At 67.6% G+C, this 22,210-nt stretch carries 23 protein-coding genes; 5 read left to right on the forward strand and 18 right to left on the reverse strand.

What is annotated here, in order from left to right:
• Positions 1–11: 11 nt before the first annotated feature.
• The 9 genes from OG587_RS07880 to OG587_RS07920 all read right to left on the reverse strand — a co-directional run bounded on the left by OG587_RS07880 (position 12) and on the right by OG587_RS07920 (position 7,741).
• The gene (locus OG587_RS07880) at positions 12–332 is read right to left on the reverse strand and encodes a hypothetical protein (protein WP_329088255.1); all 321 of its coding nucleotides are present in this window, start codon (positions 330–332) and stop codon (positions 12–14) included.
• A gap of 97 nt (positions 333–429) precedes the next feature.
• Positions 430–1,359 carry a CU044_5270 family protein gene (locus OG587_RS07885; protein WP_329088256.1) on the reverse strand — a complete coding sequence of 310 codons (930 nt, stop codon included), beginning with the start codon at positions 1,357–1,359 and terminating at the stop codon, positions 430–432.
• A complete protein-coding gene (locus OG587_RS07890) occupies positions 1,356–1,943 on the reverse strand; it encodes an RNA polymerase sigma factor (protein WP_329088258.1) in 588 nt (195 codons plus the stop codon). Before OG587_RS07890 ends, OG587_RS07885 begins: the two co-directional genes overlap by 4 nt.
• Before the next feature lie 264 nt (positions 1,944–2,207).
• Positions 2,208–2,462 (reverse strand): hypothetical protein, encoded by a 255-nt coding sequence (locus OG587_RS07895; RefSeq protein WP_329088260.1) that lies wholly within the window; start codon positions 2,460–2,462, stop codon positions 2,208–2,210.
• 111 nt (positions 2,463–2,573) lie between these two features.
• Positions 2,574–3,086, reverse strand: coding sequence for a YcxB family protein (locus tag OG587_RS07900; protein WP_329088262.1), 513 nt, complete (start codon positions 3,084–3,086; stop codon positions 2,574–2,576).
• Positions 3,087–3,187: 101 nt separating this feature from the next.
• Positions 3,188–4,549: a GH1 family beta-glucosidase gene (locus OG587_RS07905; protein ID WP_329088264.1), complete on the reverse strand. Its 1,362-nt coding sequence runs from the start codon at positions 4,547–4,549 to the stop codon at positions 3,188–3,190.
• The gene (locus OG587_RS07910) at positions 4,546–5,424 is read right to left on the reverse strand and encodes a carbohydrate ABC transporter permease (protein WP_329088266.1); all 879 of its coding nucleotides are present in this window, start codon (positions 5,422–5,424) and stop codon (positions 4,546–4,548) included. The genes OG587_RS07905 and OG587_RS07910 overlap by 4 nt, the downstream gene beginning before the upstream one ends.
• Before the next feature lies 1 nt (position 5,425).
• Entirely contained in the window at positions 5,426–6,352 is a 927-nt protein-coding gene (locus OG587_RS07915; protein WP_329088269.1) for a carbohydrate ABC transporter permease, read from the reverse strand.
• Between the two features lie 111 nt (positions 6,353–6,463).
• Positions 6,464–7,741, reverse strand: a complete 1,278-nt coding sequence (locus OG587_RS07920) for an ABC transporter substrate-binding protein (protein ID WP_329088271.1) — start codon at positions 7,739–7,741, stop codon at positions 6,464–6,466.
• Positions 7,742–7,991: 250 nt separating this feature from the next.
• Here OG587_RS07920 and OG587_RS07925 point away from each other — a divergent pair, with 250 nt between their 5' ends.
• Both OG587_RS07925 and OG587_RS07930 read left to right on the forward strand, forming a co-directional pair.
• The gene (locus tag OG587_RS07925; protein WP_329088273.1) at positions 7,992–8,996 is read left to right on the forward strand and encodes a LacI family DNA-binding transcriptional regulator; all 1,005 of its coding nucleotides are present in this window, start codon (positions 7,992–7,994) and stop codon (positions 8,994–8,996) included.
• Positions 8,997–9,485: 489 nt separating this feature from the next.
• A complete protein-coding gene (locus OG587_RS07930; RefSeq protein WP_329088275.1) occupies positions 9,486–9,860 on the forward strand; it encodes a hypothetical protein in 375 nt (124 codons plus the stop codon).
• Between the two features lie 271 nt (positions 9,861–10,131).
• Here OG587_RS07930 and OG587_RS07935 read toward each other — a convergent pair whose 3' ends face one another.
• The gene (locus tag OG587_RS07935; protein WP_329088277.1) at positions 10,132–11,934 is read right to left on the reverse strand and encodes an FAD-dependent monooxygenase; all 1,803 of its coding nucleotides are present in this window, start codon (positions 11,932–11,934) and stop codon (positions 10,132–10,134) included.
• A 121-nt stretch (positions 11,935–12,055) separates the two neighbouring features.
• On the opposite strand from OG587_RS07935, the gene OG587_RS07940 reads away from it, so the two are divergent.
• The 3 genes from OG587_RS07940 to OG587_RS07950 all read left to right on the forward strand — a co-directional run bounded on the left by OG587_RS07940 (position 12,056) and on the right by OG587_RS07950 (position 14,511).
• Positions 12,056–12,688, forward strand: coding sequence for a TetR/AcrR family transcriptional regulator (locus OG587_RS07940; protein WP_329088279.1), 633 nt, complete (start codon positions 12,056–12,058; stop codon positions 12,686–12,688).
• A 229-nt stretch (positions 12,689–12,917) separates the two neighbouring features.
• Positions 12,918–13,886: a GlxA family transcriptional regulator gene (locus tag OG587_RS07945; protein ID WP_329088280.1), complete on the forward strand. Its 969-nt coding sequence runs from the start codon at positions 12,918–12,920 to the stop codon at positions 13,884–13,886.
• Position 13,887: 1 nt separating this feature from the next.
• The gene (locus tag OG587_RS07950; protein ID WP_329088281.1) at positions 13,888–14,511 is read left to right on the forward strand and encodes a DJ-1/PfpI family protein; all 624 of its coding nucleotides are present in this window, start codon (positions 13,888–13,890) and stop codon (positions 14,509–14,511) included.
• A 165-nt stretch (positions 14,512–14,676) separates the two neighbouring features.
• On the opposite strand, the gene OG587_RS07955 is transcribed toward OG587_RS07950, so the two are convergent.
• The 8 genes from OG587_RS07955 to OG587_RS07990 all read right to left on the reverse strand — a co-directional run bounded on the left by OG587_RS07955 (position 14,677) and on the right by OG587_RS07990 (position 22,194).
• Complete coding sequence (locus tag OG587_RS07955; protein ID WP_329088282.1) at positions 14,677–14,916, reverse strand: hypothetical protein; 240 nt, start codon at positions 14,914–14,916, stop codon at positions 14,677–14,679.
• A 167-nt stretch (positions 14,917–15,083) separates the two neighbouring features.
• Entirely contained in the window at positions 15,084–16,388 is a 1,305-nt protein-coding gene (locus tag OG587_RS07960; protein WP_329088283.1) for an aspartyl protease family protein, read from the reverse strand.
• A gap of 382 nt (positions 16,389–16,770) precedes the next feature.
• A complete protein-coding gene (locus OG587_RS07965) occupies positions 16,771–17,739 on the reverse strand; it encodes an NAD(P)-dependent alcohol dehydrogenase (RefSeq protein WP_329088284.1) in 969 nt (322 codons plus the stop codon).
• Positions 17,740–17,769: 30 nt separating this feature from the next.
• Positions 17,770–18,039, reverse strand: coding sequence for a hypothetical protein (locus OG587_RS07970; RefSeq protein ID WP_329088285.1), 270 nt, complete (start codon positions 18,037–18,039; stop codon positions 17,770–17,772).
• Entirely contained in the window at positions 18,040–18,390 is a 351-nt protein-coding gene (locus OG587_RS07975) for an ArsR/SmtB family transcription factor (protein ID WP_329088286.1), read from the reverse strand.
• Positions 18,391–18,686: 296 nt separating this feature from the next.
• On the reverse strand, positions 18,687–19,802 hold the full coding sequence (locus OG587_RS07980; RefSeq protein ID WP_329088287.1) for an aldo/keto reductase: 1,116 nt from the start codon (positions 19,800–19,802) through the stop codon (positions 18,687–18,689).
• A gap of 258 nt (positions 19,803–20,060) precedes the next feature.
• Positions 20,061–20,558, reverse strand: coding sequence for a DUF1203 domain-containing protein (locus tag OG587_RS07985; protein ID WP_329088288.1), 498 nt, complete (start codon positions 20,556–20,558; stop codon positions 20,061–20,063).
• A 175-nt stretch (positions 20,559–20,733) separates the two neighbouring features.
• A complete protein-coding gene (locus OG587_RS07990; RefSeq protein WP_329088289.1) occupies positions 20,734–22,194 on the reverse strand; it encodes a hypothetical protein in 1,461 nt (486 codons plus the stop codon).
• Between the last annotated feature and the right edge of the window lie 16 nt (positions 22,195–22,210).

Here is a 22,210-nt window from a genome sequence, read left to right on the forward strand (position 1 = left end):
GGACGTCTTCGTCAAGACGAAAAGGCGCTATTTTGTTTGTTCTCATCCAGTAAATAGGGCCAGATGTACGCCTTGAGCAGGAGATATATCTTTTTGTGGTACTTGAAAAGATATGGGGCTTGAGTGATGGAAGTAGTGGTGTGAAAGCGTACAGAGTTTTCCGTGATAGTCCCCGGCGCTCCCCCATGACCGATGCGCATCCTGTCGTCCGAGCCGACGTACCCCGTCGTTCTTTCCCGCAGTTCTTCGAAGGTCGTCTCTTCGAGCTCACCGATTCCCGCTCCGAGACGGGTCAATGTCTTAACAGGGGAGGGATCGAACGAACGCGTCATGTTCGGTGCTGGTTCACCGGAGAACCGAAGGCCTAAGATCAACTACTGGCGGCTTCGGGTATACCCAGGTCGCACCCTGCTTGACCAGGTAAATTCCCTATGGCTGCGCGCCTGCGGTATCCGTCACGCCGACCGCCAGCTGCGCGGCCCAATCGACGATCTTGTCTCCCTCGGCGACGCCGTCGCGGCCGACGTCCTCTACGTAAGTGTGGCGGGTACCGAGGTAGGCGAAGGTGTGAGGGTCGAGGATGAGGATCATCTCCGAGCCGCCGAACTCCGACCCGGGTTCCCACGCGATGCCCAGCCCTCGGCGATCCGTCACGTCCATGACGTCCTGAAGCACTCGTGTCCCAGGCACTTTTGCCAGCGCCCGGTAAGCCGCGGGCCGCAGGTCTGAGGGGAGTACGGGGTTGGCCAGCAATCCGGCGAGGTATCTGGCGACCCCCTCATCGGAGTCCTTGGCGAGAAGGTTCCGTGTGTAAAGCTTCCGCATGTGGGCGAGTAGTTCGTCGGGGTCGGTCGGGAGCGCCCGTAGCTCGGTGTAGCGGATCGGCAGGATGTGATACTCGCCCGGCTTGGGCGGGGGAATCACCGCGCGCTTGCCGTGTTCGATCCTCAGCCCCGCGCGGCTGCCGTCGACAGATTCCCACCGTTCGTCGGTATAGGCGTGAGGGGTGCTGCCGGGCGCCCCGGACCACTGCGCCTTCTTGACATAGACGAATTGGTCGTCGCGTGGGGTGGGATCGGGCTTGGCCTCTGCCGCCTCGGCTGCTCGATCGAGTACGGCGGCGGCTGCGACGGCGGACGGCTGACTCGGCGTCTCCCCCGTTACGTTCACAGCGATCAGCCCGACGGCCATGGTAAGGGCGAGCGCGCCGGTAACCGCGAGCCGCGGCCACCGGTGAGGCGTCCTGGTCGTGCTCGTGCGTGTGGCGGTGAGTAGCCGGTTGCGGCCCAAGGCCAGTGCATGTGGTGAGGCGGGCGCCACTTCGGCACACATCCGTTCGAGTTCGGTCAGTTCGTTCATCGGTTGCCTTCCTTCTGTGCAGGATCAGTGGGGTTCACTCCGCCCAGCGCTTCACGCATCTTCTTTCGAGCGCGATGCAGCCGGGAATGCACGGTCCCGACGGCAATGCCGAGTGCCGCGGCCACCTGCTCCTGATCGAGGCCGCCCGCCGCGACCAGCAGCAGCACGTCGCGCTGCCCCGCGTTGAGGCGGGCCAGGGCGTCAGCCAGTTGCCGCCGGACGCTCTGCGCGCCGACCCGCTCGGTCACCTCCTCGGCGATCGACTCGATAGCGGGGTCGACTCCGGTGCGCGCGATGGCACGAAAGAACCGCACCTCCGCGCGCCGGTGCTTGCCGATCAGGTTGGTGGCCATGCCATACAGCCAGGGGCGGGCGTCGTCGCAGGTCAGGTCGTACCGGTCCCGGCGGCGGAACGCCGCGAGGAAGGTCTCGGCCGTGATGTCGTCTGCCGTTTCCCGCCCTAGCCGGCGCGTGACGTATCGATGTATCTCCTCCGCGTGCCTGTCATACAGGTCGGCAAACCGGTCGGGCTCATGACGGGACCGCTCGATGATGGTCGCGTCACAGATCCGCTCGACCTCCACGCTCCATCCCGTCGTCATCTCCGGCCCTGTTCACTCATGCGCGATTCCTCGAAGCTCGGGTAGCAAGGTGGGTCATCACCCGCTTTCACCCGTTCACCCGGATTAGCTTCCCGCCCAGACGATCGGTGTTTCGCGCTCTTCGCTCGCCGGTTCGGGTTGCGTCTGGGGGCTGGGCCGGTTCGGTTGCCGACGATCACACCGGTGGTGCCGGTTCCACGGGCCGGACGAGAGTTCTCCTTGGTGCCAGGAACGTTGTGGGCGTGGTCAGATCGGGGCGGGGAGCGCGAGAAGGAGTGAGATCGCGCGTTGCAGGTCATGGGCCCATGGCCAGGTCTGGGGGATTTCGATGGTGCGTCGTCGCCGGCCGCGGACCAACCGGGCGCTGGTGTGCAGCAGCGTGCAGCGCAGGGTGGATGGTTCAGCGATCGCGAACTCACCGCCCGGGCAGAGCAGCCGAAGCACGGACGCAGTACGACGATCGCCATTTTTGAGCCCCTGATCAGGGCCGTTCAGCACCATCCGGAGGCGGGTCAGAGGCCTTTGATCATGGGTGGGATGGTCCTGATACGGAAAAGGTCTGATTTGGGGTGTCGTAATCGTCAGGAGGCAAGGGGAAGACAGGCCAGTTTTTCAGGCGACCCCTGCGTTCTGACGCGCGGCGAAGAAGCCGTCGAGTTCGGCCTGTTGCTCGCTGTCGAAGGCGCGTCTGGGGAGGAAGCCCGTGCACTGCTTGTTCACGAAGAACAACCAGAACTCGGGGGTGGTCTCAACTCGTCCGAACAGGGACCACTGCATCGTGGTGGTGAATCGGTCGGTTCGACACTCGTACCCGTCGCTGGTCATCCGGAGGGTGGTCGGCACGCAGAGGTGTGTGAGCTGTCGCTTGGCGGTCCGGCCGATCGACCGGGTCAGCACGAGCGGGAACACGACCGCTCCGACGAGCATGCCGACCCCCAGGCCGACGGCATCAACCAGGATGCAGACGAGGCCCGACACGATCAGAACCGACGGCAGCACCAGATAGGTGACTTTGAGTTGTCGTTTGAAGCCCTGTTGGAGCGCTCGCGCCACTTCGTCGGGAGTGGGTTCGTATCTGACCGTGAAGTCCACCATGCCGCCTTCATCTGAGGTGGTCCCCATCATTCAGGGCGCTGTACACCCTTGCAATGTCGTTCCTGTGAGGATGGCTTGCGAGAGTCGTGAGGAGGCGGGCCAGGGCGATCGCCGGGCCATTGCCGGGATCCTCACCCCTGTTTCCCGATGAACTCGCGCAGCCAGTGGAAGCTCGCCTTCTCGGTACGGGCCTGGGTCTCGTAGTCGACGTGAACGAGCCCGAACCGGGCGGCGTACCCGCGGGCCCACTCGAAGTTGTCCAGCAGCGACCAGCAGAAGTAGCCGCGCACGTCCACACCGTCGGTCATCGCGGCGCGGATGGCGGCCAGGTGGTCGCGCAGGAAGTCGACGCGACCGGTGTCGTCGAGAGTCCCGTCGTCGCCGTAGCCGTTCTCGGTGATGAAGATCGGCGGCAGCGCGGGGTAGCGCCGGGTCAGGCCGAGGAGAGTCTGGTGGAGCCCCTGTGGCTCCATCGGCCAGCCCAGTCCGCTGGTCGCCGCGCCGTCCGGGGTGACGCTGCGCACCCCAAGGTCGAAGGCGGAGCGCAGCGCGGGGTCCGCCTGCTCGTACGGCGTCGCGGCAGCGTGGATGCGGTAGTAGTAGTTGACGCCCAGGAAGTCCAGCGGAGCGCCGATGATCTCCAGGTCGCCTTCGCGGCGGAAGGAGAAGTCGCTGATGGTGCCGAAGGTCTCCGGCATGTCGGACGCGTAGGCGCCGAGCAGCAGCGGGTCGGTGAACTGCCGGTTGACCAGCAGGTCCATCTTGCGCGCCGCGTCGGCGTCGGCCGCCGAGCCGGTCGCGGGCACCGTGGGCGACATGTTGAGCGTGATGCCGACCTGCTGCCCCGGCCTCGCTCGTGCCCGCAGCCTGGCCGCCGCGAGGCCGTGGCCCAGCAGCAGGTGGTGGGCGGCGGCGAGCGCGCCGTGACCCTCGCGTGCGCCGGGTGCGTGGCGGCCTTCGGCGTAGCCGACGATGGACGAGCAGTACGGCTCGTTCAGCGTGATCCAACGCGACACCGTGTCGCCCAGCGCCTCGTGCGCGACCTCGGCGTAGTCGGCGAAGCGCTCGGCGGTGTCGCGGTCGCGCCAGCCGCCGCGGTCCTCCAGCGCCTGGGGCAGGTCCCAGTGGTAGAGGGTGACGTACGGCTCGATGCCGCGCTCGCGCAGGGTGCCCGCGAGCCGCCGGTAGAAGTCGAGGCCGCGCCGGTTCACCCGGCCGTCGCCGTCGGGCACGATCCTGGGCCAGGCCAGCGAGAAGCGGTAGGCACCGGTGCCGAGCCGGTCCATCAGCTCCACGTCCTCCTGCCAGCGGTGGTAGTGGTCGCAGGCGTGCTCGCCGCTCTCGCCCCTGGCCACCGCGCCGGGGACGCGGCAGAACGTGTCCCAGATCGAGGGCCCGCGCCCGTCGGCGTCCACGGCACCCTCGATCTGGTAGGCGGCGGTGGCCGTCCCCCACACGAACCCGGCGGGAAAGGCGGTACGTTCCTGGGTCATCCCTTGATCGCTCCTGACATGATTCCCCCAATGATCTGACGGCCCAGCGCGGCGAAGACCGCCACGATCGGCACGATCGCGAGCACGGTGCCGGTGAGCACTAGCGCGTAGTCGGTGGTGTAGCCGCTGGCCAGGCTGGAGAGCGCGACCTGGACGGTCGGGTTCTCCGGCGTGAGGACGACCAGCGGCCAGAAGAAGTCGTTCCAGGCCTGCATGAAGGTGAACAAGCCGAGCACGGCGGCGGCCGGCCGGGCGGCGGGCAGCACGACGTGCCAGAAAAGCCGCAGCGTGCTGCACCCGTCGATGCGACCGGCCTCCAGCAACTCGTCGGGGATGGCGCTGGAGAGGTACTGGGTCATGAGGAACACGCCGAACGCGGTGACCAGGCCGGGCACGATCACCGCCTCGAGTTTGCCGGTCCAGCCGAGTTCCGCCATGAGGATGTACAGCGGGATGATGCCGAGCTGCTGCGGCACGGTGGTGGTGGCGATGGCCATGACGAGCAGCACGTTGCGCCCGCGGAAGCGCAGCTTGGCGAAGGCGAAGCCGGCCAGCGTGGAGAACAGCACGACCGAGACGGTGACCGAGCCGGACACGAGGAAGGAGTTGAACATCGCCTGGCCGAACGCGGTGGTGTCGAAGACCCGGGTGATGTTCTCGAACAGGTGGCCGCCGGGGGTGAGGACCGGCGGGACGCTGGCGATGGCGTCGTTGTCATGGGAGGCCACGACCAGCGACCAGTAGATGGGGAACAGCGAGCCGAGCAGCACGGCGACGAGCGCGGCGTAGGTCCAGAACCCCGCCCCCCGGGGGTTCAGGCCGTGTCGGACGGCCCGGAGGTTCAAGCCGCGTCGGACGGCGGTGACGGTTGCCATGTCAGCTGCTCCTGATCCTGCGCGTGATGGCGAAGTTGACGAGTGCCATGACCACGATGATCATGCAGAGCGTCCAGGCGATCGCCGAGGCGTAGCCGAACTCGTACATGCTGAAGCCCTGCTCGTAGAGGTAGAGGCCGACGGTCTGGAACTGGCGGTCCGAGCCGCCGGTCGGGTTGCCGGTGCCGGCCTGGAACAGCAGCGGCTCGGCGATGATCTGGAAGCCGCCGATGGTGGACACGACGGCGGTGAAGATGATCGTGGGGCGGAGCATCGGCACGGTGATCTTCCAGAACTGGGTGAACTGGCTCGCGCCGTCCAGCCGGGCCGCCTCGTACAGGTCCTCGGGGACGGTCTGCATGGCGGCCAGGTAGATGAGGGCGTTGTATCCGGTCCACCGCCAGATGACGATCATCGAGATCGCGACGTGCGAGGAGAGCGTGCCGGCCTGCCAGTCGATCGGATCCAGGCCCACCAGGTCGAGGGCCCAGTTGACCATGCCGAAGTCGCGGCCGAAGAGCTGGGCGAAGATGATCGTGACCGCGACGATCGAGGTCACGTTGGGCAGCAGCACGCCCATCCGGAACAGCGTGCGGGCGCGCAGCCTGCGGTTGAGCATGTGCGCGATGAACAGCGCGGCCAGCAGCTGCGGCACGGTGGACAGCAGCCAGATGCTGACGGTGTTGAACAGCGCGTTCCAGAAGTAGTCGTCGGCCAGCAACCCGGCGTAGTTGGCCGGCCCCACCCACTCGCGGGCCGGGTCCAGCAGGTTCCAGTCGGTGAGGGAGACGTAGGCGGTGTACAGCAGCGGGAACATGCCCACCACGCCGAACAGCAGGAAGAACGGGGCGATGTAAAGGTACGGTGAGCCCTTGACGTCGAGCTGGTAGGCCCAGCGGCGCCGGGGCCCTGATCTGACGGAGGTCACGGTCGGGGCTCCTCGGGGGAGACGGAGGTCACGGTCGGCTCCTCGGGGGAAGGGGTGCGACGGCGGGCCCTTACCGCCCGCCGTCGCCCGGCTCTCACGGATCGACGCGCGTCACTTGCTGATGCGCTCGACGTCCCCGAGCATCTGAGTCCACGCCTCGGCGCCGTCCTGCTTGCCCTCCTCCACGCGGTTGATCGCGTCGCGGATGGCGGTCTGGATGTCGCCGGCCCTCGGGCCCTGGTACTGCGGCTTGAGGGTGCGGGCGGCGGTGGTGAAGATCTGCCCGATCGGCGCGTCGTTGAAGAACTCGTGCTTGAGCCCGGTCACCTCGGGCTTGTCGTAGGTGGCGACGGTGGAGGGCAGGATGCCGTGCTTGGTGAACACCTCGATCTGCTGTTCGGGCGCCGTCAGCCAGGCGATCAGCGCCACGGCCTCCTTCAGGTGCTTGCTCTGGGCGGGGACGGTCAGGTAGGAGCCGCCCCAGTTGCCGCCGCCGCCGGGGACGGCGGTCACGTCCCACTGCCCGGCGAAGGCCTTGCCCTGGTCCTGGATCTTGGCGAGCATCCAGGCGGGGCAGGCGATGGTGGCGAACTGGCTCTTGGCGAAGCCGGTGTTCCAGGCGGGTGAGCTGCCGACGAGCTCGGCCGACTGGCCGTCAGCCACGGCCTTGAGCACCTCGTCGTAGGCGGAGCGGATGGCGGGGTTGGTGGCGACCACGACGTTGTCCTGGGTGTCGTAGTAGCCGGTCTCGGCCTGGCCGATCATCGCGTTGAACACCTGGGGGCCGCCGTCGAAGAACGCGGCGCCTTCGGGCTTCTTGGCGGTGTAGCGCTTGCCGGTCTCGAAGTAGGACGTCCAGTCGGGCCAGAGCTTGGCGACCTCGTCACGGTCGGTGGGCAGCCCGGCCTTCTCGAACAGGTCGCGGCGGTAGCACATGGCCAGGCCGCCGACGTCGGTGCCGTAGCCGATCTGGGCCCCCGACTTGGCCAGCGACGCCTCCCACTTCCACGGCAGCCAGCGGTCCTTGAGCTGGTCGGCGCCGTGCCCGCGCAGGTCGGCGAAGTGTTGGGGCTGGTTTCTGAACTGGGCGACGAAGCCGGTGTCGATCGCCTCGATGTCGGCGGTGCCGCTGCCGGTGGCCAGGTGCGCCGCGAGGTTGCGGTGGTGGTCGTTGTACGCCGACGTTCTCTCGACAATCTTGATGTTGGGGTGGGCGGCCTCGTACTTGGCGTAGAGCTCCTTGAAGCCCATGTTCCCGAACAGGTTGAGGGTCAGGGTGACCTTGCCGTCGGCCGGCGTGGAGCCGGTGGAGGGGGAGCCGCCACAACCGGTGGCGAGCACGCCGATGACCAGCACTCCGGCGGCGAGACGGATTCGTCCAGCAGACACCTGGGACTCCTTTGAAGGGAGAGGAAGGGTGACTGCGAGATGCGACGAGAAGGCCGAGCCCCGCGGCAACGGTGCGGCATCGGCCTGTCAGTGGGATATTCCACAGAACGCCACCATCCCCTGTCAAGTCACAGAAACGTCACGCGCCGGAAATTTGCGGCATTGGGTTGACATGGTGCGGACTCTCACATAACTTCCATGCAACCGGTTACATGAAACCGGTTTCAGCGAGGTGCGATAACGTACGCCCGTGGCAACGATTCGAGAGCTGGCGCGCCTTTGCGGGGTGTCGTCGGCGACTGTCTCCCGCGTGTTCAACAACCCTGAGGTGGTGAACGCCCAGACCCGCGAGCTCATTCTCAGCACCGCGGCACGCATCGGATACCTGCCCAACGAGTCGGCCCGCACCCTGGCCACCAAGAGGTCCCACATGGTCGGCCTGATCTGGGACACCGACCACCGCCGCCCCGGCTGGCGGCACCCGTTCTTCCAGGAGATCCTCATCGGGCTGAAGACCGCGCTGAGCGAGCGCGGCTATCACCTGCTCATGCTCGCCACCAGCGAGGACGGCACACCCGACAGCTTTCTCCGCGCCGTGCGCAGGCACAACCTCGACGGCGTGGTCTTCATAGACAACGGCAGGGCCGACCCCTCGCTCCAGCCGCTGGCAGCGTCGGAGGTGCCGTGCGTCTCCCTCGACCGGCCCGTCCAGGGGCCGTGGACCACCTATGTCACCTCCGACAACGTGGGCGGGGCGCGTGAGGCGGTCCGTCACCTGCACGCGACCGGGCGCCGGGTCATCGCCACCATCACCGGCCCGGCCCGCACCAGTCCGGGCGCGGAGCGGCTGCGCGGCTACCTGGAGGAGCTGGCCGCGCTCGGCCTGGCGCACCGGCCGGAGCTGGTCGTCGAGGGCGACTTCTACCTGTCGGGTGGTTACGCCGCGATGCGCGCCCTGCTGGAGCTGGAGGAGCCGCCCGACGCTGTGTTCGCCGCGGGCGACGAGATGGCGATCGGCGCGCTGCGGGCCGTGACCGAGGCGGGGTTGAAGGTGCCCGAGGACATCGCGCTGGTCGGATTCGACGACATCGAGCTGGCCGCGCTGGTGCCGCCGGGGCTGACGACGCTGGCCCAGGACAAGGCGGGCTTCGGTACGGCGGCGGCCGCGGCGGTCATCACGATGATCAACGAAGGCGTCACCCCCCTCCCGCGGATCCTGCCCACCCCGCTGGTCGTCCGCGGTTCCACCGGGTAGGCCCGGCCCGTGGTTCGGCACACTGATCACTGAGACTTTCCATCCCGAGCTACTGACCGGATGCGTCGCCCGGACCAGGCTCATGATCTCCAACCCGATGCGACCCGCGATTTTCTCGCTCAGTACGGCGGCCACGTACAGCAACAGGGGCAGACAGCACCACATCATGGTGGTCTTGAACAGTCGCCGGCTCGATCTCTGGCCACAGCGCGCGCGACGTGCGCCGTACGTGGAATGATCATGATGGTGACGGCGGCGCGAGCACGCTGCGCAACGGGTTGTCGTACGTCGTCGCTACAGCCCGGCCATGGAAGCTGATCTCATGAATGGTCTCATTTGGTGGTCCATTCACCGCACCACCATCGGGTTGGTCGTGCGTGACGGCACAGTGGTGGAGTCGGCCCCGTATGCGCGGAGGTGGGCTTAGGGAAACAGTATCGTGACGTGTCCAAGGTGCATGTCCACCATCGTGCGCTGCTATGGAGATCCATGACCGATACCGTCGCACCTCCGAGGCGAATCGCGTGGTTGGCCCCGCTCGCGGTCAACATCCTGTTCGGTTGCCTCGCGCCTTTTCCGCTGTTTCTCGTCTGGTACTTCCTCGCCAACTACCCGCTGGCCGCTCTGGGCCTGACGGAACGGGACCCCACCGACAACGACGGAATCCTGCCTCACCTGATCATGCTTGGCGGTGTAGGACTCTTCGTCGCCCTGTGGGCGGTGGTCAATCTCGCAGTCCGGGCACTTTCGAGGTTGCCCGCACGGTCCTATTGGCTGGTCTCGGTGGCCCTGTTTTTCGGTCCGTTCATCCTGATCTGGATCTCTTTTGCCGCGTACGGTCTATGGAAGGTGTCGCTGGGCTGACTATGACCCGCTCCTGCTCTCAACGGCGGCATGATGGTTCTCATGTCAACGACGTCTTAATCTTTGACCCCTTGGCTCGCCTGAGTTCATGCCGGACGAGCTGGATTGCCTGCTTCTCGTAACCCACTGGCGGACCCGTCCGGTGAGCTCTTCAGCTCTCATTCGGTCGGTGTATCGGAGTACGCGACGCTGCCTGAACGTCCGAATCATGCCCACCGCCCATAAGGCGAAGCCGCAGATGAGGAGTACGGGGAAGATCAAGCCGATGACTTCAGGGAGCGTCTCTGCCGAAAGCGCCCCGATTCGCGTCGATGCGCCGCAGGCCGGCGGTCGTGTCGACGAACGATCCATGCGCGGGGTCGGGCACGCCCGACCCCGCCTTGAGGTCTCCACCACCGGTCCCGACGCCGCCGCCCCGATGATCGCCGGTCCTTCGCCGCACGTCCCCCGCCGCTGACGAGGTTTCGATGAGAAGGGTGCTCAGGTATTTGATGACGGCATCGCCACCGCCCCGCGGACTGCGCAGGGCCACGTAGCCATCCGGGCGGATGAGGATCAACTCGCCGCGGCTCGCGCGGTAGGTGCGATGCGCGGCGCCGAGCAGGACTCTCGCCGCCGTGCCGGCCGCAGGGGCGCTGACGCGGAGAACGTGGCGGACATGGACGTCGTCGCCGAAGAGCTCCTCGATCCTGTCCGCGAATTCGGTGTCGATCGCGCCGAACTGGAGCAAAGTGAAGTGCGTGCCTCGAAAGACGTCGAACAGCCGTGCCTGCTCTCCGGTCGATGCGTCCAGGCAGGCGTCGGGCGCCCGGTCGCCGGCGCGAACCCGGCCTCTCCGCCTCTTACCGTGCGCGGACAGCACGGACTTGCGATAGTTCACGTCCAGTTGCGACGTCTTGCCGACGAGGGCTCTGGTCACGGCGGGCAGGCGCAGCAGCGGGAGTACGACCTTGTCGCGGAGCAACGTCATGAGCGGCTTCGTAGAGAACAACGCGGTCATGCTCGCTCCGCTGGTCCTGAGCACCGACTCGGCCACCGGACGTCGCTCCTGCTCGTAGGTGTCCAGCACCGATTCGGGCGCACGGCCCTGTACGGCGAGCGCGAGCTTCCAGCCCAGGTTGTAGGCATCCTGGATACCGGTGTTCATGCCGAGGCCGCCGGCGATCGGATGGACGTGCGCCGCGTCACCGGCGATGAAGACCCGCCCGGCCCGATACCGGTCTGCCAGCCGCACCTTGTAACTGAAGTGCGAGAGCCAGGTGGCATCGTGCAACCGGACATCACGCCTGCCGGTCCGCTGCTCGAACAGGCGCTGGAACAGCTCCAGTGAGGGCTCCTCGCCCGCGCCCTCCTCGCCGGGGCGCACGGTGAGGCCGAACTGCCAGGCATTCGTGCCGGGCAGCAGGGCAAGCCCGACGGAGGACTGGTCCTCGCCGTACCAGACGTATGACGCGTCCCGCGCGAGGCCGTCGACCTCGACATCGCCCAGCAGGTACCGCTCGGTTTCCGAGACGAGGCCGGGAAAGGAGATGCCGGCGCACCTTCGCACCGTGCTGCCCCCTCCGTCGCATCCGACGACGTAGGAGGTGTAGATCGTTCGTCTGACCCCCGTCGCGACCTCGGCGACCTCCACCTCCACATCGTGGTCGGACTGGCGCAGCCCCACCAGTTGGAGCCCGAGCTCCACCCGCACGCCCCAGCTCGCCAGGCGATCGCGAAGAATCTGCTCGGTGCGCCACTGCGGCAGGAGAACCAGGCTCGGGTACGGCACGTCCGGACGCGGCTCGATGCCGGCCAGGAGATGCAGCTCGGCCACGAACCGGGTGCCCGTGTAGATCCGGGCCGGCATCTCGGCCGTCGCGGAGTCCTGGAACTCCCGCACCACTCCGAGGTCATCGAGGATTTCCAGGCTGCGCGGCTGGATTCCCTTGCCACGTGACTGGCGGTGAAAGTCGGTAGATCTGTCGATCACTCTTGTGGAGACACCGCGTCGGGCCAGCTCGCACGCCAGCGTCAGCCCGGTCGGGCCGCCACCGACGATCAGCACGTCGACGTGGTCCTGCAAGTCAGCCATCGCGTCTCGATTCTCCGTATGCGCAGCCGGCAGCTACGAGGCGGAACGGTTGCGTTCCGTTTGCAGGTTAGTGTGGCGCCAATCGGAACGCAACCGTTCCGTCTCGCGATATTGTGGTTGCATGCCCGACATCCCCGCGCGTACCCGCGGCACCGCCGCTCTGCGACAGACAGTCACCGACACGATCGTCGAGGCCGCAGCCCTCGAGCTCGCCGAGATCGGGTATGCGGGGCTGTCGATGGGGGCGGTCGCCCGCCGGGCCGGAGCGGGGAAGGCGGCGCTTTACCGGCGCTGGCCGTCCAAGGAGGCCATGGTGGTGGACGTCGTCGCCATCATCGCCGGCAAGCAGGTTCCCATGACCGACACCGGGAACCTGCGAGACGACGTCCGTGCCTATGTCAGTGCCACGGCCACGACGTTGAGCGACCCGCTCTTTGCTCGCATCGTCCTTGACATGACGGCCGAGGCGAGTCGCAATCCACGGCTCGCCGAGGCCTTCAACGTCACGATCCGAGTGCCCCGCCGGGCCACCTGCGAGCACATGCTGCAACGGGCCGTCCGCCGCGGCGAGCTACCCGCCGACCTCGATCTTCAGCTGGCCCTTGACCTGCTGGCGGGCTTCACCCAGTTCCGGACCCTGCTCACGGGCGAGACAGGCGACCACAACCGAATCGAACAGACGAGCAGCCTGATAACCGCCGCGCTGCCGCTCTGCCGGCTTCAGGGCGGGGTGACCGGTCAGACGCTCCAGTGAGGTTCCCCCTGTAGCCCGGACACGAGTGGCGTGCCGGTGCCGTCCAACTACCAGCCGGGCTGGAGATCCTTCGTTTCACACAGGCGGTTCCCGGCCGCGTGTCAGGAGCCCGTCGACGGCTCGACTTGCCAACGGGCTTCCCCTGTAAGGTCCACGGCTCTTCACCATGGCTGAATCTGCAAGATATGTGTCCTTGCAGCCAAGGCTGCGGAGGGCCAAGTATGGCGGCATGTCGCAACGCGTCGTCATCGTGCTTTTCGACGGCTTCCAGTTGCTCGATCTCGCGGGTCCGGTCGATGTCTTCTCCGCGGCCGGACTGCTGAATCCGAGGGCCGACTACCGGGTGGAGGTCACGGCTGTCCAGGCGGGGGCCGTGCGCTCCCTGTCCGGCGTCACCGTGGTCGTTGAGACGCCGCTGCGAAGTGTGAAAGGTCCGATCGACACGCTGCTGGTTGTCGGCGGTCTCCCCGCCCTTACGGCTGTCGCCGACACGGCGGCATTGGTTCCGGAGGTGCGCAGGCTCGCCGGGGAGTCGGGTCGTGTCGGATCCATCTGCTCGGGCACGTTGCTGCTGGCCGAGGCCGGCCTGCTGGAGGGACGGCGGGCAACCACCCACTGGGCGGTGGGGGACATGCTCGCCCGCGAGCATCCCAACGTGCGGGTGGATGCCGATCGCATCTACGTGCGCGATGGCAACGTGTGGACCTCGGCGGGGGTCACCTCGGGGATCGACCTCGCCCTCGCTCTCGTCGCTCACGACCACGGGCACGATCTGGCCAGGGAGATCTCTCGTTGGCTGGTCGTGTACCTGCAGCGACCGGGCGGACAGAGCCAGTTCAGTACGCCGCTGAGCGCGCGGACGCCAAAGCGTGAGCCTCTGCGTGACCTGCAGGGATGGATCGAGGAGAGCCTGAACGCCGACCTGTCGGTGGAGGCCCTCGCAGGACGCGTGAACATGAGCGTCCGCCACTTCTCACGCGTGTTCAGGACCGAGGTCGGCGTGCCACCCGCACGCTATGTCGAGCACGCGCGGGCGGCGGCGGCCAGGCGACTGTTGGAAGGCACCGACGAGCCGCTCGACCGGATCGCCACCCGGGTCGGACTCGGGACGCCCGAGACCCTCTATCGCGTCTTCCGCCGCCACCTCAAGATCTCACCGGGAGAGTACCGGCGCAGATTCCATGACAAGGAGAGCTGACATGCACATCGCAATCCCCCTGTACGCGGGTTATGACGCCATGGACGCCTTGGGACCGTACTTCGTGCTCCGGAACGTTCCCGGCGCGACGGTCACCTTCGTGGCTGAGCGGCCAGGCGTCATCGCCGACGAGGCGGTTACGCTGACCGCCACCGCCTCCTTCACCGACCTGCCCAGCCCCGACGTCCTGGTGGTGCCGGGTACCAAGGACGTGAAGCGGAGCATGGCGGACCAGGAGTTGATCCGCTACGTGAAGGCGGCGCACCCGACCACCACATGGACCACCTCGGTGTGCTTGGGCTCGCTCACGCTCGGCGCGGCAGGCCTGCTGGAGGGGGTCAGGGCGACAACTCACTGGGTGGCCCACGACCTGCTCGCGCAGTTCGGGGCACAGCCGGTCAACGAGCGCTTCGTCAGGGACGGCAAGATCATAACTTCGGGCGGCGTGCTGGCCGGTATCGACATGGCGCTCTACCTCGCGTCCCTGCTGGCGGGCGAGGACATGGCCATGGCGATCCAGCTCGGGTTGGAATACGCGCCGGAGCCACCGTTCGACGCCGGGACGCCGAAGACCGCTCCCGCAGAGATCACTGAACTGGTGCGCTCCTTCCTGAGGGACGCTTGACCTCTCAGGAATGGTTACCAGAACCTGGGCCTTGATCTTCATCCGGTACTTTTCGGCTTACGTTCCCGTCACCCACCCGAGGCGAAAGGGCCCAGGTGATCCCGACCCGGGCCCTGGTTGTCTTCGGGTTCATCCTGATCTCGGATGCTCGGGATCCGGCGACGGTTACCGGAAGGGGTTTCGCCCCGTGGCGGTCAGGTAGAGCGGAAAGAAGACAACCCACAGGATCAGGGATCCCAGGAACCACGCTTGGGGAGTCTCCACCCTGAGGGACCCGAACGAGAAGGCGACGGGATCGCCTCGCTTCAGCCGCTCCCTGGCATCGGCGTAGATCCAGGTGTCGATCCCCAACAGCAGGAGCAGGACGAGAATCGGCACCAGTGCGGTTGGGGACAGCCCTGTCATTCGCCCTGCTTCCGATCGGCAAGGTCAGCTAATTTCGCGGTCATTGTACATATATCGGACCCCTGCCATCCTGTCACCCTCGATCCCACCTGCGAGGGCAGCGGGTCTGCCCCGAGTTCACCCGGTTCGCTGAGAAGATCGGCCGGCCGATGACCGGACGGCAGAACTCACTTGCGCGTGATGTGAAGATGCATGTCGGTGTAGTCGAAGGTGATGGCGAAGGGCTTGAAGAACTCGTGGCTGAAGTTGGCGATCAGGTCGAAGCCGAACTGCGCGGACTGGCCTGGGCCGGGGAATCCGGGAAAGACCTTCTCGGCCGCGTGGCCGCGCAGATTGCGCCCGACCGCCCTGCCCAGGCTGATCCGCTCGGCCGTGATCGGATAGAGCTTGGCTCCGGGCTGTTCGATCGGGTGGTCGTAGTCCACCTTCATGCCCAACCGTTCGGCGATCTCCACCGTGGTGTCGACGCCGCTGCGGATGCCGCCGGTGTCGACGGTGACCATCCGCGGCCCGTAGTCGCCCAGACTGCCCAATGTGCAGGGGAAATGGTCCCCGGCCAGCCACAGCGGGAGCCGGTCGGTGGCGCGTGCTCGCGGCGGGGTTTTGGTCTTGCGCCGCAAGATCAGGGCTCGGCCGGCGTAGTCCATCGTGGTCAGGAAGTGGTAGAAGATCGTCGTTCCGAACGCGCCCGCCGCCGGTGACCCGTCAGGAAGGGGCGGCCGCCGCGCGTCGCTCCATTGCACCGGAAGGTTGCGGATCTCGATGTCACCGATCTTGAAAGAGTCCAGGATGCCGAGCCAAATGGTGATCGGCTGATTGTTGGCGACCCCTCCCGAGTGGGAGGCCACCGCGCGTATGCCCGCCTCTTCCGCCACCTCGCGCGACAGGTCGAGCGTCGCGTAGGTGTCGAGCCAGAACGTCCTGGGCTTCCCGCCGTTCAGGGTGGCTTCGACGGCAGGCACAGGATCCAGGGTGGCGAAGGGCACGTTCGCGCTCTGCGCCCCGTGAATCTGCCATGGCTTGCCGCTGATGTGGGAGTAGAGGTCGGCGTACGCCTTGTCGCGAGGGCGGCCGGTGCTCTGAAGCAGCGATACCGCACGGGCGGGCTGATCTTGCCGGATGAAGCACTCGGCCAGCCGCTGTGCCGAGGCGACGTCGCCCGACTGCAGGTCGACGGCCTTGGACAGGTGCTTCTCCGCGTCGCGGAAGCGGTTGGACAGCAGGGCAATATAGCCGACCTGAGCGAAGGCGTGCGCGTTGCGCGGGTCCTCGCGCAGGAGGTGTCGATAGCCGCGCTCGGCCGCGGCGAACCTGCCCTCCTTGAACAGCTGATCAGGGTTGCCCGCGGAGGCGAAGGCCGGGCTCGGAGCGGAATTCAGCAGGGGAAGGCTCGCACCCGCGGCCACGGCCAGGCCCGCTCGCCGCAGGAACGCGCGCCGGTCGGGGACATGGGGATCGGCTGAAAGGGTCATGTCGGGGTCCTCACATCGTGCTCTACGGGTCGCACCGCCGAGATGATCACAGCGGTCGTGAGGCCACACAACATGAAGGCGCGTTTCTCCGGTGTTTCCCCCCGCGCGTGCGCACCGTGGCTGGTCCCGAAGACGGCCCACCCCTCTCCCCGGCCCTGCGGCCGCATGCCCCGAGTTCACCTGGCTCGCCGAGAAGATCGGTGTGCGGCTTCGCGAGCGGGAGGTCAGGAGTCCGAACTCCCCTTCGCGGGGCGGCTCTCGGTCTCACACGGCCTCGGTCTCACACGGCCTCGGTCTCACGCGGTGCTCTCTGCTTCATGCGGCCTCTGCTTCATGCGGCCCCTGCTCCACGCGGCTTCGGCCTCACACGGTGCTCTCGGTCTCACACGGTGATGACGACCTTCGCCCGTGCGTGCTCCTCGCTGAAGTACCGCATCGCCTCGGGGGCCTCGCTCAGCGGGTAGGTCCTGTCGATCGCCGGTGTGATTCGCCCGGACTCGATCATCTCCTTGAGATCGGTGAGGTTCTTCTGGCTTCGCTTCGCCATGTACGGGCGCAGGCTCTGCCGTACGAACGGCGACAACACCAGCGCCCTCACGAGCCGGCCCATCGGCCCGAACCACCGACCGCCTTTCGAACTGGACAGGACGAGGATTCCCCCGGGGCTCAACGCGCGTCTGAAGCCGGACAACGAGTGATTCCCCGCCAGGTCGAAAACGAGGTCATAGCGCCGGTCGCCCCTGGTGAAATCCTCCCGGGTGTAGTCGATGACGTGGTCGGCGCCGATCGAGCGGACCAGCTCCATGTTCCTCGTGCTGCACACGCCGGTCACCTCCGCCCCGAACGATTTGGCGATCTGCACGGCGAAGGTGCCCACACCTCCCGACGCCCCGTTGATCAGGACCTTCTGCCCCTTCGCGATCCCGCCCCGGTCGCGAAGACCCTGCAACGCGGTGTTCGCCGCCCAGGGTACGGCCGCCGCCTGCTCGAAGGTCAGGTTGGCCGGTTTCGGGGACGGCAGGTTCTCGGGGACGCGGACGTATTCGGCGAAGCCTCCGGCGGAGACCTCGGCGTACACCTCGTCGCCCGGCTGGAAGCGCGTCACGTTCTTACCGACGGCCTCGACCTTTCCGGCGATGTCCCGGCCGGGGACCTTCTCCTTCGGCCCGCGCAGCCCGAACGCCAGGCGGCCCAGGTACGGCAGACCTGTCATGGTCACCAGGTCGCCGTGGGTCACCGATGCCGCGTGAACGCGTACCAGAACCTCGTTGTCGCCGGGCACCGGCTTGTCGACCTCACCGAGTCTCAGGACCTCGGCGGAGCCGTACCTCTCTTGGATGATCGCTTTCATCGTGTCCTTCTCATTCGCCGAGGTGTCCGTTCATTCGACGGTCCGCAGGATCTGCTCGATCGAGGCCGCGCGCGCTCGCAGTTCGGAGAGGTCGTTCGACATCCGCTGCTGGGCGTCCATGGTGGTCTCGGCGAGTTGCTCGTAGCGGCGTACGAGCTGGCGCAGGTCCTCCTGCACGGTGGCGGATATCTTCAGCTTGCGGAACTCCAGCACTGTCGCCGCGGTGCCGATGAGCAGGATCAGGGCCAGGAGTGACAGGCCCAGGATCAGGACCGTGCCCGGCCAGGTCGTCGTGTCCATTCAGGGCCGCTCCTTGGGTGCGGGACCCTTCTCCGGGTCCGATCGGGTAAGGGTCTGGACTGCCTCGGCCACCGTCGAGGCGGTCAGGCGCAGGTGGAAGTCCGTGACCTCGTAGTACTTCATGGCCTTGCCGTCCTCCGAGAGCTCGAGGCTGCCGGTGATCAGCCCGGCCGCCTCCAGCCGCTGCAGGTGCATGTGCAGGAGAGGCCGGCTGATCCCGATGTCGCGGGCCAGGTGGCTCACATAGTCACGCCCGCCGGCGAGCCTCGCGACGATTCGCAGCCGCAGCGGGTTGGCCAGCGCCGCGAGCATCACGACCAGTTCGTCACCGGTCGGCGCGACCCCTGTCATGACACTCCTTCACCTGTAAGAAACTTCTTACATATGAAATATAGCGCATACATGGCGAACCTGACCAGATTGGTGTGCCGGACCACACCCCGTGGGCCGGAGCCCTGGATCGGCAGCGGTCCCGGACGTACGGGCCGGCCCGGTGCTCCGGCGGTGAGGCCCTCTTCGGCCCTGCTCTGCCGGAGCTCCTCGCTCAAGCCAAGAAGGTCCTTGCCCAGGACAAGGACGTGTTCACGCGTCGGCACGGTGCCGGTGCCGGTGCCGGTGCGGGGGCCGTGGCGGGACGTCGCGGAAACCTAGTAGCGGACGTCACTCTGCGACAGCGGTGGGTACACGGTGGACGTCTCACCGTCGACGGTGGTCCCCGCGAACTGCAGCATCGCCCGCAGCGCGCCGTGCATCGGTGCCGGGTAGTTCAGGGTCGGAGCCGAGATCTCGTCCAGCGTGCGGAGGTGTTCGGGGGTGAGCGTCACCTCCAGACCGGCGAGGTTGCTGTCGAGGTGTTCCACCCGCCGGGCACCGAGAATGGGTACCACGGTGCCTTCGCGGGCGCGCAGCCAGGCCAGCGAGACCGCCGCGGACGTGGTCCCGAGCTCGTCGGCGATGGAGGCGACGGTGTCGATGACCGTGAACTCGTCCTCGCCGGGGCCGCCGACGAAGGCGGTGCGGGCGGAGTCGGTGACCCGGGTGCCGCGCCGGTACTTACCGGACAGGAAGCCGTTCTTCAGCGGGCTCCAGGGAACCAGTGCCATGCCCTGATCGAGCGCGAGCGGGGCGAGTTCGCCCTCGACGGTGCGCGCCAGCAGCGAGTACTCGACCTGCAGCGCGATCAGCGGGGTCCAGCCCTTCAGCAGCGCCGTGGCCTGGGCCTGGGCGGTGACCCAGCCCGGCGTGTTGGAGAACCCGATGTAACGGATCTTTCCGGCCCGGACCAGGTCGTCGAGGGTGCGCAGTGTCTCCTCGAGCGGGGTGTGCCGGTCCCAGTTGTGCAACCAGTACAGGTCCAGGTAGTCGGTACGCATGCGGCGCAGGGTCTCGTCGAGCTGGGCGATGATCGACGATCGGCCCGCACCGCCACCGTTGGGGTCACCGGGGAAGAGGTTGGTGAAGAACTTCGACGCCAGCACCACATGCCGGCGCAGTCCGGGCCGGGCGGCGAAGAAGTCGCCGAGGATCTTCTCCGAGTGGCCGTTGGTGTAGAAGTTCGAGGTGTCGATGAAGTTCCCGCCGCGGTCCAGGTAGGCCGCGAGGATCTTCTCCGACTCCTCGACACTGCACCCGGCGCCCCCGGGATCCTCTCCGAAGGTCATCGCGCCGAGGGCGAACGGGCTGACCCGCAACCCCGATCGGCCGAGTGTGACGTAGTGGTCGAGCGGCATGAGCGTGGCTCCAGTGCGTGTTGGGATGGTCATCCCATCGAAGCGCGAGCCATGCGGTCCGTGATAGACCGATCCAACCCGGCTCTTGCACGATCCTCCCGACTTCGTGCCGATCGTCGAGATGCCGGCCGAGGTGGGGACGGCGACGCCGGACCGTTCGCCGGCCGGGCCGCCGCCGGTCGTCACGGTCCGGGGCCGCCGGCCCCTCCGTGAGCGTCACGGTCCGGGGCCGCCGACCCCTCCGTGAGCGTCACGGCTCGGGGCAGCCCAACCTCTCCGTGAGCGTGGAGGTCAGGCGCGGTGTACCTCGAACAGGAAGCAGCCGAACTCCACCGCCCGTACGTGTACCAGCGCCACGTCGGGGTCCGCGAACTGTTCCGACAGGATGATCTCCGCCGCGGTGGCGTCGCGGCTGACGTACTGATCCACCAGCCGTCCGCCGAGGATGTTGCCGTCGGCGTCGTAGGCGCGGAAGACCCGCCGCTCGCCGCACATGTCGACGGGGTAGCTCGTCCCGCCGGGCCCCTCGCACGGCTCGGCGTGGACGAACACCGGGCCCAGCTCCTCGTACGGGCCGGGATCACCCCCGGTCCGCGCCCCCCAGCGGCGCAGCGGCGCGTACGAGAGCAGCGCGAGTCGCTCTCCCGGGAGGCTACGGCGCAGGCAGCATCGCAGCGGGGAGCCTCCCTCGGTGTCGGTGATCATGCGGGGTGGGCGCCCGGCATCGTCGCGGACGCGCAGCTCGGCGGCGACCTCGGCTTCGATGGCGGATGCGCGGAGAGTGCTCATGGATCCATGGTCGGCTTCGCCGATGTGACGTGCTGGCGGAAATCGGCCGTGGTTGTGGACTCAGGATGGTCGGTGGGGATCGGCCGTGGTCGTGGACCCGGATGGCGTCTTTCACCCGCGCGGGATCCTCTCCGTCCCCAGGTTCCCCGGATACCTCATCCGCGCCACCTCCGCCTCAGGTGGGGCGGCGCAGCCGGGAGCGGGCCAGGACGAATACGACCGCGGCGTAGCCGCAGAGCACGGCGAGCCCGGCCCACCAGGCGAGCGGGTAGTAGCCTGCCGACGGCGCGTAATGGGCGACCACCTGCGGATACTCGTGGACGGTCTGCTGGACGGCGAAGCCGGCGGCAGGTGTGGCGCGTAGCAGCCACCTGGCCGTTTCGTCGGGCAGGAGCGGCAGGGCCGCCAGGAGGTACGGGAGAATGACCACCGAGATCGTGAGGAGGATCGCCGTCCAGGTTCGCCGCAGCAGCGCGCCGAGAGCGAGCGCGAAGACGGCGGCGATCGCGAGCATCGCCGCGACACCGACGACGACCCGCAGTCCCGTGAGGGCCGGTGCCGAGATGACGCCGAGGCCGTTGGCGCGCAGGAGCGCCGGGCCGAACGGCACCACGACCGCCGCGGAGACCAGTCCGGCGAGGAAGGTGACCGCGCCGATCACGAGGGCCTTCGCCGCCAGTGTCCCGCCGGTGAGCGGCGCGGCACCGGCCCCGCCGGGCCGGTACTCGGCGGTCATGAACCGCACGGCCACCACCAGCACGATGATCAGGCTGATGACCAGGCCGACGAGGGTGCTCTCCACGGGGCGGCCGCCCGCGGTACCGGCCGGCCCGATGTCGCCGGTTCCGGTGACGGTGAACGCGCCGTCCGACTCGACGAGCCCGGCCGCCCGGTGATACTTCTCCCAGTCGGTGTGGCCCATCTCGCCCACGCTGCCGCGGCTCCACTCGCCGGAGGGCGCGCCGCCCTCCACGCTGACGCGGTCGAAGGTGGCGGTGGCCTGGGTGAAGCGCGACGCCGGGAGGCTTCCGCCGAGGGCGACAGGGGTGAGCGTCAGGTCACCCGGGGACGCGACGAAGAGCCCGACCCGCACCGTCTCGGGCAGCGCGGCGAGGTGGGCGGTGCCGACCTTCGTCCATCGCGTGCCGTCGGCCGACTCGTGGCCGGTGATGGTGTCGCCGGAGCGGGTCAGGCGCAGCCAGCGCGGTGTCTCCGCCGAGACGCCGCCCGCGCGGCCGGCCGTGTCGTGGGTGTAGTCGTGCTGCATCCGTACGCCGTGCGAGCCCGTGAGCATCAGCGCCGCGTAGGAGGAGCCCTGGGTGACGCCGTCCTTGATGATGATCCCGGCCTTCGCCCAGGGCACGAGACCGGGGACGATCTCGTCGTGGTCGGGCGGCGGGTAGGTGATGATGCCCGTCATGGACGTCATGCGGACGGTGATGCTGCCGTTCTCGCCCATGGGCTGGTGCGCGAAGTAGAACGTGTCGCTCACCGCCTGGCCGTGCGGCCCGACCGGATCGGTGGGGCAGGGGACCTCCACCGGGCCGTTGCTGCAGTGGGAGCCGCTGCCGAGCGTGATCGCGTAGAGCAGCCCGAGCAGGACGGTGACGAGGATCGCGGACGCCATGGCGATCATCCGGCCCCGGGTGCGG

The sequence above is a fragment of the Streptosporangium sp. NBC_01469 genome (assembly GCF_036227305.1).
Lineage (GTDB): Bacteria > Actinomycetota > Actinomycetes > Streptosporangiales > Streptosporangiaceae > Streptosporangium.

What these genes read in the sequence shown, in the direction of transcription:
- OG587_RS07950 (WP_329088281.1), top strand. Translation starts at nt 13,888, where the DNA reads ATGCACATCGCAATCCCCCTGTACGCGGGTTATGACGCCATGGACGCC.
- OG587_RS07905 (WP_329088264.1), bottom strand. Translation starts at nt 4,549, where the DNA reads ATGACCCAGGAACGTACCGCCTTTCCCGCCGGGTTCGTGTGGGGGACG.
- OG587_RS07945 (WP_329088280.1), top strand. Translation starts at nt 12,918, where the DNA reads ATGTCGCAACGCGTCGTCATCGTGCTTTTCGACGGCTTCCAGTTGCTC.
- OG587_RS07980 (WP_329088287.1), bottom strand. Translation starts at nt 19,802, where the DNA reads ATGACCATCCCAACACGCACTGGAGCCACGCTCATGCCGCTCGACCAC.
- OG587_RS07975 (WP_329088286.1), bottom strand. Translation starts at nt 18,390, where the DNA reads ATGACAGGGGTCGCGCCGACCGGTGACGAACTGGTCGTGATGCTCGCG.
- OG587_RS07895 (WP_329088260.1), bottom strand. Translation starts at nt 2,462, where the DNA reads ATGGTGCTGAACGGCCCTGATCAGGGGCTCAAAAATGGCGATCGTCGT.
- OG587_RS07940 (WP_329088279.1), top strand. Translation starts at nt 12,056, where the DNA reads ATGCCCGACATCCCCGCGCGTACCCGCGGCACCGCCGCTCTGCGACAG.
- OG587_RS07960 (WP_329088283.1), bottom strand. Translation starts at nt 16,388, where the DNA reads ATGACCCTTTCAGCCGATCCCCATGTCCCCGACCGGCGCGCGTTCCTG.
- OG587_RS07990 (WP_329088289.1), bottom strand. Translation starts at nt 22,194, where the DNA reads ATGATCGCCATGGCGTCCGCGATCCTCGTCACCGTCCTGCTCGGGCTG.
- OG587_RS07885 (WP_329088256.1), bottom strand. Translation starts at nt 1,359, where the DNA reads ATGAACGAACTGACCGAACTCGAACGGATGTGTGCCGAAGTGGCGCCC.
- OG587_RS07910 (WP_329088266.1), bottom strand. Translation starts at nt 5,424, where the DNA reads ATGGCAACCGTCACCGCCGTCCGACGCGGCTTGAACCTCCGGGCCGTC.
- OG587_RS07965 (WP_329088284.1), bottom strand. Translation starts at nt 17,739, where the DNA reads ATGAAAGCGATCATCCAAGAGAGGTACGGCTCCGCCGAGGTCCTGAGA.
- OG587_RS07985 (WP_329088288.1), bottom strand. Translation starts at nt 20,558, where the DNA reads ATGAGCACTCTCCGCGCATCCGCCATCGAAGCCGAGGTCGCCGCCGAG.
- OG587_RS07900 (WP_329088262.1), bottom strand. Translation starts at nt 3,086, where the DNA reads ATGATGGGGACCACCTCAGATGAAGGCGGCATGGTGGACTTCACGGTC.
- OG587_RS07935 (WP_329088277.1), bottom strand. Translation starts at nt 11,934, where the DNA reads ATGGCTGACTTGCAGGACCACGTCGACGTGCTGATCGTCGGTGGCGGC.
- OG587_RS07955 (WP_329088282.1), bottom strand. Translation starts at nt 14,916, where the DNA reads ATGACAGGGCTGTCCCCAACCGCACTGGTGCCGATTCTCGTCCTGCTC.
- OG587_RS07880 (WP_329088255.1), bottom strand. Translation starts at nt 332, where the DNA reads ATGACGCGTTCGTTCGATCCCTCCCCTGTTAAGACATTGACCCGTCTC.
- OG587_RS07970 (WP_329088285.1), bottom strand. Translation starts at nt 18,039, where the DNA reads ATGGACACGACGACCTGGCCGGGCACGGTCCTGATCCTGGGCCTGTCA.
- OG587_RS07930 (WP_329088275.1), top strand. Translation starts at nt 9,486, where the DNA reads ATGACCGATACCGTCGCACCTCCGAGGCGAATCGCGTGGTTGGCCCCG.